We start from the raw sequence: 13,467 nt of genomic DNA, 5'->3' as shown, positions 1-13,467 counted from the left end.
ACGGCGTACCTCGCGCCCGGAGCCGTCGGCACCGCCTGCACCGCCGCCGACGGCGCGCCGAGCAGGGAGGCGGAAATCGCTTTCCCGTTGCCCGGCACCACGACAGCGAGCGGCGTGGCAGCCTCCTTGCACGTGGCCGCCGCAACCGCCACCCTGCCGAATCCGACCCCCGCAAGGCCCCTCGGTCCGACGCCGAGCGCCGCGGCGACCCCCGTCCCCGTACCCGTGTCGGCGCGGCGCTCCGCTCTCGCCGGGGCGGGCCTGGGCGCGGCGACCGGTGTGCTCGGGGTCGGCGGCGGGTTCCTCGCGGTGCCTGCGCTGGTTTCGTTCCTGGCGTTCCCGATGGCCGAGGCGATCGGCACCAGCCTGCTGGTGATCACGCTCAACTCGCTGGCCGCGCTGCTGCCCCGGCTCGGCGGCGCCGCCGAGATCCCGTGGGCCACGGTCGGCCCGTTCGCCGCCGCGGCGGTCCTCGGCGCGTGGGACGGCAAACGCCTCGCGTCGAAGCTGTCCGGCCGCACTCTGCAGCGGATCTTCGCCGTGGCCCTGCTCGCCGTCGCCGCGCTGATGCTGGTGGACGCCGTGTTCTGACGCCTCGCCCGCCCCCTTGCCCGCCGCCTCCCCGCCCCGCCCCCGTCTCGACCCCGCCCCGACCCCGCCCGGCCTCAACCGCGTCCCTCGATCGCGTGCCGGAACTGCCGTCCCGGCTTCGCCTCCGTTTCCGTCTTCACCCCGAAAGGCCATCCGCCCCATGACCGCTCCCCTGACCGTCGACCAGCTGCAGCCCCGGATCGAGCAGTTGACCGTGATCGATGTCCGCTCTGCCGGCGAGTTCGCCGGCGGCCACATCCCCGGCGCGTACAACGTGCCGCTCGACCGGCTCTCGGAGGCACTGCCCGCGCTGCGCGCGGCGGCCGCCCGCGGCGAGCTGGCCGTGACCTGCGCTTCCGGCGCCCGCGCGTCGAACGCTTGCGAGCAGCTGGCCGCCGCCGGGATTCCCGCGTTGCTGGTCGACGGCGGCACGGCCGCCTGGACGGCCGGCGGCGGCGACCTGAACCGGGCGGCGGGCGCGAAGGTCCGTTGGGCGATGGACCGTCAGGTCCGGCTGGTCGCGGCCTCGCTGGTACTGGCCGGCGTGCTCGTCGACCTGGCCGTTCCCGGTGCGCGCTGGGTGTCCGCCGCGGTCGGCGGCGGCCTGCTGTTCTCGGCGGTCTCCAACACGTGTGCGATGGGCATGCTGCTCGGCAAGCTGCCGTACAACCGCCCGCGCGACTCGGCTGCCGCGTTCGCGGCGACGCTCACCGCGCTGCGCGACGGCAATCAATGACGTACCGTCACCTCTCCGGGACTGACGATCGATCACCACACCGGTAGCTGATCGCAGTCGGCCCCGGCCCGGTTCGTGCCTGCTCACGGCCCGGGCCGGGGCCTGGTGCTTACCGCCCGGCGGGGACGGTCAGTGGCCGGTGCCGGCCGCCTGGCCGCTGGTGGAGGTGGACGTCGGGGTGCAGGAGGCGGCAGGGGCGGTGGTGTCGTGGTGGCCGGCCAGCCAGAAGCCGATCAGCAGGCCGCCGACACCAAGTGCCTTGTGGCGGTTGCGTTTCCACCAGGACGGCGTACCGGCCGCCATGAACCGCAGTTGGGTGAAGTCCGGATGTTCGCTGGGCGGGGCGTCTTTGAACACTCCCATCGCGGATGACCCTCCTCTCGCGTCGGGGAGTTCATGACCATACGCCCGGATCGCCTGGACCGCAGGTAATTAATCCCGTTTCAGGGATCTGCGCGCGCCCTCGCGCGCCCCCTGCTACGCCCCCCGCCCGCGCTCCCCCGCGCCGCCTTCCACCTGGCCCGACCCGGCCCCGCCGCCCCTCGGGCCCGGCCCGGCACGGACTCACCAGTGCGCGGGGCGCGCCGGGCCAGGACCGACCAGAGTGGTGGAGTCACCCTTGGCGGCGTTGAGTTGGGACTGGGTGAGGAAGAGTGCTCCGGTGAGGTCGGCCCCGCGCAGGTCGGCGTCCCGCAGGTCCGCGCCGATCAGGTCTGCCTGGCGCAGGTCCGCGCCGGACAGGTCCGCGGCGATCAGGTAGGCGCCGCGGAGGTTCGCGCCGCGCAGGTCCGCCCCCTTCAAGCGGGCGCCGATCAGGTCCGCGCCACGGTGGTTGCGCTTCTTCCCGGGCAACGCGTTGCGGGTCAGCTCGCTTGCCCGCAGCAGCAGTTCGCTGGTCTCGGCGCGGATCGCGGGGACGTCGGCGGCGATCAGTGCGGCGGCGTCCCGGCGAGTGAGCTGCTCGATCCCGTCCAGGGCGCGGCGGAGTTCGGTGTGCACCGGGCGGGCCTTCGGAAGATCCAGCGCCTCGGTCAAGTACCAGAGCAGTTCGTGGAGTTGACGCATCACCGGGAAGGTGTCGAACATCTGCCGGGCGGTGTCGGGGTCTTCGCGCCAGCTGCGGCCGTCGAAGGTGTGCTGGGAGACCTTCTGCCCCGCGCCGAAGCAGTCGAACACGGTGCAGCCCTGGTAGCCGCGGTCGCGCAGCGCGGGGTGGATTCCGCACCGGTAGTCGTCCTGCAGGTTGCGGCAGGGAGTGCCGGCGTTCTTGTCGGCCGCGAAGTCGGACGACTTGGCGAAGGGCAGGGCGACGCAGCACAGCCCGAAGCAGGCGGAGCAGTCGGCGAGCAGGTCGAGTCGACGGCCGGTCGGGGCGGGGTGCTGCTGGTCGGTCACGGTGCGGGGTCTCCTGCGGGACGGGGCCGCGGGCCGAGGTCCGGTCCCGACGGTTCGCGTTCGGTTCGCCTTCCATTGTCCCTGCCCGCCCGGTTCCTCCCGTCCACCGGGTGCGCCGTGGCCCACCGTGCCCCGCGTCCCTGGCCACCGCGCCCGCCGCGTCCCCCGGCCGGCGAGCCGCCGCGCCCGCCACCTCCACGGGCTCGACGGTGTGGGCCCGCACCACCCGCGAGGCCCCCGCCCGGGCGCGCGTGTCGGCCATCCGTGCCACTCCCGTCCGCGCGTCGCCGCCGTCCGGGCGGTCGGGGCGGCACAGTGGTGGGCGGAGCGTCCGAGCTACGCGGTGGCAGCAGGAGGAGCAGCGTGGGCATCACCGGCGACTGGTACAGCGAGCTGGGTTCGCACATGAAGTTGGTGGCGGGCCCGGACGGGGCGCTGACCGGGACGTACATCTCCGCGACGGGGCGGGCCAGTGGCGCGTACCCGCTGGTCGGCCGGTTGGTGCCGCCGCGCGAGGCGGGGCACGGGACGGCGGTGGGCTGGACGGTGGCCTGGCACAACGAGAACAGCGACGCGGGGTCGGTGACCTCGTGGAGCGGCCAGTACCAGGAGGATTCGGTGGAGCGGATCTCGGCGGCGTGGCTGCTGACGCGTTCCGCGGAGGCGCCGGACGCGTGGGAGTCCACGGTGGTGGGGCACGATCTGTTCACCCGGCAGGAGCCGGACCCGGCCCGGCTGGAGGAGGTCCGGCGGCTGGCGCGTCCGCTGCCGCACCCGCCGTCCTGAACCCCGGGCCCGCGGTTCGGCCGCCGCACGGGGCCGCCGCGCCCGGCGCCCGCTCCGGGCCGCTCCGGGCCGCTCCGGTCCGGCCCGGACCGCGCCGGACCGCCGCACTCGCCGGCCGCACGACACCGTCCGACGCAACGGAACATCACGGATCGACAAAAAACGGGCCTTCGATCGGCAACGGCGCTGCGTCTGATTCCGGCCAGGCGCGAGCGCCGAGTATGGTGCGTGCCCCGGGTGCGGATCATCCGGGGCAGTAGGACACCGGGCTGGGCGGTTCGGCGGCGCGCCGTGCCTGCCGGCCGTGCGACGGCTCCACGGGGGACGTGGTGAGGGAGGAGTCACGGGTGCGGCCCGAATCGGCGGGCGACAGCTCGACGGATTCGCTGCTCACGGCTGCCTCCCAGGCGCTGGAGGTCGACCGGGACGCGCTGGTGTCGGCCCTGCTCGGGCAGTTGCCCGTCGGGTTCGCGGTACTGGACGCGGGGCTGCGCTGGCGGTACCTCAATCCGACGTTCCATCACGTCACGGGCGTGTCGCCGACCGAGGTGCTGGGCCGGCCGGCAGGGGACGCGGGCGTGCCGCGCAAGGTGCTGGCGGACGGCCGGGCGCGCCCCGGCACGTTCGCCGGGCGGCCCGCGGACTTCCGGCGGCTGGAAGTCGACGGCGCCCCGATCGGGGTACTGGCGGTGCTGCCGGGCGGCGCGGACGTGCACCGGTCCGAACTGGAGCGCACCCGCACCCGGTTCGCGCTGCTGGAGACAGCCTCCGAGCAGATCGGCACCACCCTCGACCCCGAGACCACCTGCGCGGAACTCGTCGCGTTCGCGGTTCCCGACTCGGCGGATCTCGCGGTGATCGACGTGCTGCCGCTCGACGCGCCCGAGCAGGCCCGCCGGACCGGCCGGGGGGAACCGTCCGACCCGCCCGAGCCACTGGGACCGCCGCACGCCGCAGTCGCTTCCGACCCGCCGGAGCTGCCCCGGCTCCGGCTGCGCCGCGCGGCGGCGGCCTGTGCGAAGAGTCTGCACGAGGCACTGCCGTCCTCGCCGCCCGGCGGGGCGGTGCGGCACCGTCCGGGGTCGGTGACGGCCCGGGCGCTCGCGGAGGGCCGGGCGGTGGCCGCCAACCTGCTGTCCGCCGAGGAGTTGGCCGCGCTCGCCCCGGACGAGGCGGCGCTGGCCGCGTACCGGGCGGCGGGCGTGGACTGCCTGCTGGCGGTGCCGCTGATCGCCCGCGGGCGGCCGATCGGCGTGCTCACCCTGGCCCGGGCGCACGGCAGTTCGCTCGGGTTCACGACCGAGGACACCGAACTGCTGGCCGCGGTCGCCGGGCGCGCCGCGCTCACCCTCGACCACGCCAGGCGCTACGCCCGCTCGCAGAACACCGCGCTGGAACTCCAGCGCGCCCTGCTGGCCGAGCCGGGCAGCCCGCACCCCAACCTCGAACTCGCCTCCCGCTACCTGCCGTCCGGGATCACCTCGGTGGTGGGCGGCGACTGGTACGAGACGGTGCGGCTGCCGTTCGGGCGGACCTTGCTGGCGATGGGCGACGTGATGGGCCACGGCGTGGAGGCGGCCGTGGACATGAGCAACTACCGCTCCACGCTGCGCTACGTGGCCGCGATGGACCTGCCGCCGCACCGGATCCTGCGCCAGCTGGACGCGCTGATCGCCGAGCAGGAGAACGCCCGCCCGGCGACCTGCGTGCTGGCCCTCGCCGACCCGGCCCGCGCCCGCTGGACGTTCGCCGGGGCCGGCCACCTGCCGCCCGCCCTGCTCACCGCGCACGCCACCACCCTGGTCGACGTACCGACCGGGCCGCCGCTGGGCACCGGGGTCGGCGGCTACGAGCAGACCACCGTCGAACTCCGGGCCGACCACGTCCTGCTGCTCTACACCGACGGCCTGGTGGAACGCCGCGGCGAGGACATCGACGTCTCGTTGGCGCGCCTGTCCGAACTCCGCCTGACCGTCGACGGGCCGCTCGACACCATGCTCGACGGCACCCTCGCCGCACTGGCCCCGCAGGACGCCGAGGACGACATCGCGTTGCTGGCCGCCCGGGTTCGCCACCGCGGGCCTCGCTGACACGACTTCGGTTCCAGCGGGGCGACCTGACGGCCCGTCAGTCAGTTGCTGGGCCAGTCGCGGCGGTAGCCGGCCGACAGCGGTCCGCCGACCAGGTCGAGCACGTCATTGGCCGCGGCGAGCAGCGCCGCGGGGTCACCGGTCTCGGCGAGGGCGCGGTGGGCTTCCAGCAGGCGGGGGCCGCGCTCGGGGTCGGCGGCGAGCAGGCGGCGGGGGAACCACTTGCCCGTACCGGTCCAGGCCCGGCGGTGGTCGCAGAGCAGGTCGCCCGCGGTGCGGAGGACGTCGGCGCCGATGGCCAGGGCCTCCCACCGGTCGGCGGCGTCGCCGAGGTCCTCCAGCAGGTCGGTGAGCGCGTAGCGGAGGTTCTCGCGCTGTTCGGCTGCGAGCGGCGCCGGGCCGGCGAGCAGTTCGGCCCTGGCCTCCTCGGCGAGGCGGGCGGCGCTCCCGTCGCGGTCCAGCAGGATCACCCCGGTCGCGTACAGCTGCTGGACGACGCCGCGGCGGGAGGCGGCGTCGGCGGCGCGCAGCTCGGCGAGGCCGTCCGGGGTCTGCGCGAAGACCTCGACCAGGCGGCCTTCGTGGCGCAGCGTCTCCCGGTGGGTGGTGCGTCCGGCGGGCAGCAGCACGGCGAGGTCGAGGTCGCTGGTGGCGCGGGCGCGCCCGGTGGCGGCGGAGCCCGCCAGCAGGACGGCCGAGGCGTCGGGGTACCGGTCGGCGACCAGTCGGCGGGCCTGGGCGATCAGTTCGTCACGCATCCGGTCACCCTCTCATGCCGTTCCGGCCACCCCTCCCGCTGCTCCGGTCTCCCTCTCGCCCCGTTCCGGTCTCCCGCTCGCGCTGGTCCGGTCCCCCGCTCGCCCCCGTTCCGGTCCCCCTCTCGCGCTGTTCCGGTCTCCCCCTCCCTGCTGCTCGGGTCCCCCTTGCTGCCGTTCGCGCGGCACCGGTGGGCCGGCGCGGGCGGCCGGGTCCGGGGAGGTCAGCGTCAATGGCGCGGGCCGCGGCGGGCGCGGTGGGCGCGGTGGGCGCGGTGGGCGGCGTACGCGGCTCCGGCGGCCACGGCGAGCAGGGCCGCGGTGGTGAAGCGTCCGCCGACCAGTTCGAGGCCGAGGAACAGCACGCCGAGGTAGACCACCGAGGGGATGAGCACGGCGAGCAGGGTCTGGCCGAGGACGGCGACGGTGGCGGCGCGGACGTGGCCCTCCCTGGGCGGCCGGTCGGCGCCGCCGGTGGGCCAGTAGTAGGCGATGGCGCGGTGGGCCAGGGCGGTGGTGGCCTGGGCGGTGGCGCGTCCCATCACGGGGATCCAGACGACGGGGAAGGCGAGTCCGACGATGATCAGGAGGGTGACGCCGACCCAGCCCGCGATCCGGCGCAGCCAGCCGCGCGGCGCCTGGTCGAGGCCGACCAGGCCGAGCAGGTAGGCCATCCGCCGGATCATGTCGAGCCGGGTGGCCCAGGACCGGCGGGTGGGCCGGTCCTGGTCGTCGGCGGCCGGTTCGGCGGCCGGTTCGGGGGGTGGTGGTGCGGGGGTGTCGGCGAGGGCGGCCCTGGCCTGCTCGGTGGTGTCGTAGACGCCTTGCAGGACGAGGAGTTCGGCGGCCCGGTCGGTGCGGTCGCCGGCGGCGCCGGCGAGTTCGGCGAGTTCCAGGACCATCCGGGCCTGAGCGAGCATCGCTGCGCAGAAGGCGACGGGGACGAGCAGGATCAGCGGCCCGCCGACCAGGCAGCCCTCGGTCATGGTGAGGCGGATGCCGTGGGTGACGACGGTGTCGCGGCGTTCGTCGAGGGTGCCGGAGAGCCGGGTGACGGCCTTGGCAGCGGGGGCGGACTCCTGGTCGGCGGCCAGCTCGGCGAGGTGTTCGGGCAGCCGTTTGGGGTCGTGGCGGACGGCACGCCAGAGTGTCGCGGCGGCCGTGCCGCGTTTCTCGACGGCGTCGGCCGTCTCCCCTCCCTCGTGTTCCATCGCCCCAGCCTATCCGGACATTAAAGACATTTGGGTGGGAACCATTGTCGGACGGCCCGTGCCCCGCAGGGTGTCCTGCGGGGCACGGGCCGGGTGCTGCGCCGGTTACGGCGCGGAACTGCCGGTGGCGGTGATCTCCGCGGCGCTGGTCCACGGCCCGCGGTTGCCGGCTTCACCGAGGGCGCGAAGCCGCAGGTAGCGTCCGGTCTTCGCGGTGAACGTCGCCGACTTGGCGGCGGCGGTGTCGGCGAAGGTGCCGGTGGCGACGGGGCTGCCCCAAGAGGTGGTGCTGTCGGAGACGTAGACCTCGTAGCTGCCGATCCGTCCGTTGACGCCGCCGTCCTGCCGGGGCAGGTAGCCGAGGCTGTCGACGGCGTAGCGGGCGCCGAGGTCGATCTGGATCTCGTGCGGGAGCGGCGCGGCGGCGCTGTACCACTGGGTGTGCCAGATGGTGGCGGAGTTGCCGTCGATGGCGTTGGCGGCGGCGCCGTTCTCGCCGGTGGTCTCCTGGCTGTCGGCCGACACGACCTTCCAACCGGCCTGCGGGATCGGCCCGCTGGCGGTGACGGGGGTTCCGGTGGGCAGGGTGAGGCCGGTGGCGGTGACGCTGAAGGCGCTGGCGACGGCGTGGCTGCCGGCCTTGATCCACAGCGTTCCGGAGCGGTCGGCGGCGTCGAAGTACCAGCCGGTGGTGGCGGATTGGTACGCGGCCTTGCCGCTCAGCTGCGGCAGGGCGGCGCCGCCGACGGTGACGCTGCTCGGCGCGGCGGCCGCGTGGACGGTGAACTCGTAGTTCCGGTTGGCGAGTTGTCCGCTGTAGCTGCCGTTGGCGGCGGCGACGGCGAGCGTGACGTTGCCGGAACCGCCGCTCGGGGCGGTGACGTTGACCTGCTGCTTGGAGTAGGCGCCGCTCTGGTAGGCGCGGGTGGTGCCGTCGTCCTCGTACAGGGTGAAGGAGGAGTTGCCGCGCGGGTAGACGTCGTAGGTGAGGGTGGAGACGGGCTTCTCGCCGGTGTAGTTCATCTGCGGCCACATCGGCACCGCCGCGCCGGACTTGACGAACAGCGGCAGGGTGTCGAGCGGGGCGCTGTAGCCGTTGAGCCAGCCCGGGCCGGTGTAGGCCTTGCCGGTCCAGTAGTCGGTCCAGGTGCCGGCGGGCAGGTAGATGCCGTCGCGGACGGTGGTGTCGCTGACCACGGGGGCGACCAGGAAGGAATCGCCGGCCATGAACTGACCGCTCGTCAGGTTTCCGCGCGCCACCGGGTCGTCGGGGTACTCCAGGACCATGGCCCGGGTGGAGGGCACGCCGGTGTCGGCGGCGACCCGGCTCATCGTGTACAGGTACGGCATCAGCCGCATCTTGAGCTGCAGGTACTTGCGGTTGATCGACAGGTAGGGGTCGGCGTACCGCCAGGGCTGCTTGTCGTTGTAGCCGGTGGACGGGTTGACCGCGCCCCAGCCGGACATGGTCATGAAGGCGGGGGTGAACGCCTTCCACTGCAGGTCGCGGACGTACGTCTTGGGGCTGCCGTCGTAGATGCCGTCGACGTCCCCGGAGGCGTAGTTGAGGGCGGACAGACCCGCGCCGGCGATGGACGGGACGTGCCAGCGCATGGCGTCCCAGGTGCCGTGGGTGTCGCCGGTCCACACCACCGCGTTGCGCTGGGTGCCGGCCCAACCGTCCACGGTCCACACGAAGCGGCGGGCGTCGGAGTTGTTCTCGATGCCGGCCACGGCCTGGTTGACGCCGGTGAACGCGGTCTTGTAGCCGCCGCCGATCCACGCCACGTCAGTCTTCACTGCGCGTGAACCGGCGGTCGCCACCTCCCAGTTGATGTTGTTCAGGCCGGTGGAGGTCCACAGGCCGGTGTGGAAGCCCTTGCCGCTCAGGCCGCTGGTCGCGGTCGGCAGGTCGGTGTAGCCGCAGCCGTAGCCGTCGTTGGGCAGGAACCAGCCGGAGGGCATGTCGGCGGCGCGGGCGTCGGTGGCGTAGCCGACCACGTCGGGGGTGGTCTGGTGGCGCAGCCGGTTGTGGTCGCCGCTGTAGCTGGGGTTGGAGGCGTTGAAGCAGTCGGCGTTGCCGAGTTCGAGTCCCCAGATCGGGGCGAGGAAGGGCTTGCCGGTGACGTCGGTGTAGGCGTTCAGGACGTCCTTGAGCGAGTTCCCGGCGAAGTACCAGGCGTCGAACCGGCTCTCGTTGTGCGTGAGTTGGGTGGGCGAGTTGAAGGCGTAGCTGCCAGCGGCCCAGGTGTTGCGCATGACGCCGTAGCCGTTGGTGGACATGTAGAACGGCGCGGGGCTGGCGTTGCTGTTCTCGGTCCAGGAGTTGGAGACGGCGACGGGGACGGTCTTGTCGCGCAGCGCCCAGTCGCCGAGGTGCAGGCCGGTGCCGTAGAACTGCTCGTCGGCGCCGCGGGCGAGGTACTGGGTGGTCTGGCTGGTGGTCCAACTGGTGGGCTGCGACTCGGCCCAGAGCAGGGTGGTGTTGTCGGCGCGGTAGAGCGCGAACGTGAGCGGGGTCTTGTTGATCCGCAGTGAGATCGAGGCGGTGCTGATCCGCCAGTAGGTTCCGGCGTCGGTGAGGGTGGCCGCGACGGTGCCGAAGTCGGTGGTGACGGCGAGGTCGGCACCGGCCGGGTCGGTGGTGAACGCGCCGTTGGGGCTGAGCCAGATCCGGAAGATGTCGGCGCGGGCGAGTTGCACCCGGGCGGCCGCGCCGCCGGAGGTGGTGACGGTGAAGGTGTTGCCGGAGCGGGTGACGCCGGTGACGTTGCCGGCGGTGGTGGCGTGGGCGGCGGTGGCCGGTCCGAGGCTCGCGAGCAGTGCGGCGAGCAGCAGCAGGACGACGGTGAGCGCGCTCGGGCGGCGGCGGATGTCGCCTCGTCCGGGCAGCGGGGTCCGCGGGGCGGAACGCATCTGGGGGGTGCCTCCTCGGCGGGGGTCGGGGTAGGGGTCCGGGGTGGGTGCGGCGGCTGCCGGACCGCCCGGGCGTGCTGTCAAGTCCCGTGTGGGGGAACGGGTTTGGGCGCGTACGGACGGTCCGGCAGATTGACCGGTACACATCGCAGCAGTAAGCCGACATGACGTCAAGTGCTCGATCGGTCATAGTTTCGAGCATCTTTGCGCAGAACGCGCACGTGCTCTGCGCGAAAGGCAGGATGCCGAGCGGGCCTGTTCAGACACCTGTGCGGAAATGGCGGCAGACGTTCGTCTGCGCGAAAGATCCCTTTGGCTGGCCGCACGCCCAAGTTGGCAACAACGTTGGCATGCGAGTCGCCATCGTCACCGAATCCTTCCCGCCCGAGGTCAACGGCGTGGCCCACAGCGTGCTGCGGGCCGCCGAGCACCTCGTCCGGCGGGGTCACCAGCCGCTGGTGATCACCCCCGCTCCGGCCCGGGGCGCGCACTGCCCGCCGCAGTCCTTCGGCCCGGACCAGGAACCGCTGCCGGTGGTGCGCGTCCCCTCCGTCCCGCTGCCCCGCTACCCGCAGGTTCGCATCGCGCTGCCCAGCCGCAAGCTGGCCGCCGCACTGACCGCCCACCAACCGGACGTGGTGCACCTGGCCAGTCCGTTCATCCTCGGCGCCCGGGCCGCGAGGATCACCGAGCGCCTCGACCTGCCGACCGTGGCCGTCTACCAGACCGACCTGGCCGGCTACGCGCAGGCGTACCGGATGGGCCGCGGCGTCGGCTCCGCGATCGCCTGGACCCGGATCCGCTCCGTGCACCGCGCCGCCGCCCGCACCCTCGCCCCGTCCACCCCCGCGGCGCAGGACCTCACCGCCCACGGCGTCCGGCAGGTGCGGATCTGGGCGCGCGGCGTCGACTCGGTGCGCTTCCACCCCGACCACCGCGACGAGGCGCTGCACCGCTCGCTCGCCCCCGGCGGCGAGGTGCTGGTCGGCTACGTCGGACGGCTCGCCCCGGAGAAGCGGGTCGACCTGCTCGCCGAGGCCTCCCGGCTGCCCGGGGTGCGGGTGGTGGTGATCGGCGACGGCCCGAGCGCGCCGGCGCTGAAGGCCGCGATGCCCGGCGCGGTGTTCCTCGGCCGCCGCACCGGTGCCGAACTCGCCCGCTGCTTCGCCACTCTGGACCTGTTCGTGCACACCGGCCCGCTGGAGACCTTCTGCCAGACCATCCAGGAGGCGATGGCCAGCGGCGTCCCCGTCGTCGCCCCCGCGGTCGGCGGGCCGCTCGACCTGGTGGGCCACCAGCGCACCGGCCTGCTGGTCGCCCCGCGCGACCCCGGCGCCGTGGCCCGCGCCGTCGCCGCCCTCGCCGCCGCCCCCGAACTGCGGGCCCAGTACGGCGCGGCCGGCCGCGCCGACGTCACCGACCGGACCTGGGAAGCGGTCGGCGACCAACTGATCCAGCACTACGAGGACGTGGTCGCCGAGCACCGCGCGCGCCTCGCCGGCACCACGCTGCCCCTCCTGGCGCCGGCCGCCGTCGCGCCCGCGGACCTGCCCGTCGCCGCCCGGCACGCCGAGGCGCCCCACCTGAGCGTGCCGACCCCCCGTCAGCCCGACGCCGGCCTGCAGGCGGCCGCCCCGCTGCCGCAGAACACCGAGGATCCCGCCGCCCCGCCGGTCGTGCTCGCCGCGGCCGACCTGGTCAAGGAGCAGCCGGCGTGAGCGGCGGACTGCACATCGTCCGGGTGGCCAACTTCGTCACCCCGGTGTCCGGCGGTCTGCGCACCGCCCTCCGGCACCTCGGCGCGGGATACCTGGCGGCGGGCCACCGGCCCGTCCTGGTGGTCCCCGGCCCGGTCCGCAGCGACGAGTGGACCGAACAGGGCCGGGTGATCACCCTGCCCGGCCCGGCCGTCCCCGGCACCGGCGGCTACCGGATCCTCCGGGACCGCCGCCAGGTCGCGGCCGTGCTGGAGGAGTTGGCTCCGGATCGGCTGGAGGTCTCGGACCGCACCACGCTGCGCTGGACGGGCGCGTGGGCGCGCGCGCACGGCGTCCGCTCGATGATGGTCTCGCACGAGAGCGCCACCGGCGTGATCGGCGCGTGGGGCGTGCCGCCGGGCCTCGCCCGCGGCCTCGCGGACCGGCTCAACTCCCGTACCGCGCAGGCCTACGACACGGTACTGTGCACCACCGCGTGGGCCGCCGAGGAGTTCGCCCGGATCGGGGCCCGCAACGTCACGCAGGCCCCGCTGGGCGTGGACCTCGACACCATGCACCCCGACCGGCGCGACCCGCAGTTGCGCGGACGGCTCGCCGACCCGCACCAGGTGCTGCTGGTGATGTGCTCGCGACTGTCAGCCGAGAAACGCCCCGAACGGGCCCTGGACGCCCTCGCGGAGCTCCGTCGCCGCCACCGCGTCCCGGCGGTGCTCGCGGTCGCCGGAACGGGTCCGCTGCGCGGGCGCCTGGAGCGCCGGGCCGAGGAACTGCGCCTGCCGGTCACCTTCCTCGGGCACCTCGCCGAACGCGCCGAGGTGGCCGCCCTGTTGGCCACCGCGGACGCGGTGATCGCCCCGGGCCCGGTGGAGACCTTCGGTCTGGCCGCGCTGGAGACCCTGGCCTGCGGCACCCCCGTCGCCGTCAGCCGCTCCTCCGCGCTCCCCCAGGTGGTCGGCCGAGCGGGCCTGGCCGCGGCCGACACCGGCACCGGATTCGCCCAGGCGGTACGGGACTTGCTGGACCGGCCGGAGGCGGACCGGCGGGCCGCAGCCCGCGCCCGCGCGGAGGAGTTCGGCTGGGACGCCGCCGCCACCGCCTTCCTCACCGCGCACCACGCCCCTGTCCGCACACCGACCGAACCGGCGCCCGCCGACGCCCCGGTCGGAGCACCCTTCGCCGGGTGAGAATCCGACTGATCACCTCTCATTTCCCGTGAGTTGACGGCACGTCGGGCCGTCGCCGTGCCGCTCCGCCGCCCGGCGGAGCGGC

General features: G+C 74.4%; 10 protein-coding genes and 1 pseudogene. 6 read left to right on the top strand and 5 right to left on the bottom strand.

The features are described from left to right. Positions 1-90: 90 nt before the first annotated feature. Both BX266_RS41290 and BX266_RS31570 read left to right on the top strand, forming a co-directional pair. Positions 91-591, top strand: a pseudogene (locus BX266_RS41290) (TSUP family transporter); the annotation flags it as partial. Between the two features lie 160 nt (positions 592-751). Then, a complete protein-coding gene (locus BX266_RS31570; RefSeq protein ID WP_099905456.1) occupies positions 752-1,327 on the top strand; it encodes a rhodanese-like domain-containing protein in 576 nt (191 codons plus the stop codon). 129 nt (positions 1,328-1,456) lie between these two features. Here the strand turns inward: BX266_RS31570 and BX266_RS31565 are convergent, their stop codons facing one another. Beyond that, positions 1,457-1,690: a hypothetical protein gene (locus BX266_RS31565; protein ID WP_099905454.1), complete on the bottom strand. Its 234-nt coding sequence runs from the start codon at positions 1,688-1,690 to the stop codon at positions 1,457-1,459. Between the two features lie 201 nt (positions 1,691-1,891). Further along, entirely contained in the window at positions 1,892-2,722 is an 831-nt protein-coding gene (locus BX266_RS31560; protein WP_099905452.1) for a pentapeptide repeat-containing protein, read from the bottom strand. 363 nt (positions 2,723-3,085) lie between these two features. On the opposite strand from BX266_RS31560, the gene BX266_RS31555 reads away from it, so the two are divergent. Then, positions 3,086-3,508 carry an avidin/streptavidin family protein gene (locus BX266_RS31555; protein ID WP_099905450.1) on the top strand — a complete coding sequence of 141 codons (423 nt, stop codon included), beginning with the start codon at positions 3,086-3,088 and terminating at the stop codon, positions 3,506-3,508. A 347-nt stretch (positions 3,509-3,855) separates the two neighbouring features. Then, the gene (locus BX266_RS31550; protein ID WP_143687042.1) at positions 3,856-5,598 is read left to right on the top strand and encodes a SpoIIE family protein phosphatase; all 1,743 of its coding nucleotides are present in this window, start codon (positions 3,856-3,858) and stop codon (positions 5,596-5,598) included. A gap of 41 nt (positions 5,599-5,639) precedes the next feature. Here the strand turns inward: BX266_RS31550 and BX266_RS31545 are convergent, their stop codons facing one another. From BX266_RS31545 to BX266_RS31535, 3 genes are all read right to left on the bottom strand, one after another. After that, positions 5,640-6,356: a nucleotidyltransferase domain-containing protein gene (locus tag BX266_RS31545; RefSeq protein ID WP_099905446.1), complete on the bottom strand. Its 717-nt coding sequence runs from the start codon at positions 6,354-6,356 to the stop codon at positions 5,640-5,642. 227 nt (positions 6,357-6,583) lie between these two features. Further along, the gene (locus tag BX266_RS31540) at positions 6,584-7,564 is read right to left on the bottom strand and encodes a hypothetical protein (RefSeq protein WP_099905444.1); all 981 of its coding nucleotides are present in this window, start codon (positions 7,562-7,564) and stop codon (positions 6,584-6,586) included. A gap of 105 nt (positions 7,565-7,669) precedes the next feature. After that, the gene (locus tag BX266_RS31535; RefSeq protein ID WP_099905442.1) at positions 7,670-10,480 is read right to left on the bottom strand and encodes a TIM-barrel domain-containing protein; all 2,811 of its coding nucleotides are present in this window, start codon (positions 10,478-10,480) and stop codon (positions 7,670-7,672) included. Between the two features lie 350 nt (positions 10,481-10,830). Here BX266_RS31535 and BX266_RS31530 point away from each other — a divergent pair, with 350 nt between their 5' ends. Together BX266_RS31530 and BX266_RS31525 are read left to right on the top strand one after the other, a co-directional pair. After that, positions 10,831-12,198: a glycosyltransferase family 1 protein gene (locus tag BX266_RS31530; protein WP_259464945.1), complete on the top strand. Its 1,368-nt coding sequence runs from the start codon at positions 10,831-10,833 to the stop codon at positions 12,196-12,198. Further along, on the top strand, positions 12,195-13,382 hold the full coding sequence (locus BX266_RS31525; RefSeq protein ID WP_218969287.1) for a glycosyltransferase: 1,188 nt from the start codon (positions 12,195-12,197) through the stop codon (positions 13,380-13,382). The genes BX266_RS31530 and BX266_RS31525 overlap by 4 nt, the downstream gene beginning before the upstream one ends. The last annotated feature ends 85 nt before the right edge of the window (positions 13,383-13,467 follow it).

The sequence above is a fragment of the Streptomyces sp. TLI_171 genome (assembly GCF_003610255.1).
Lineage (GTDB): Bacteria > Actinomycetota > Actinomycetes > Streptomycetales > Streptomycetaceae > Kitasatospora.
This window is presented reverse-complemented; position numbering and strand designations above follow the sequence as displayed.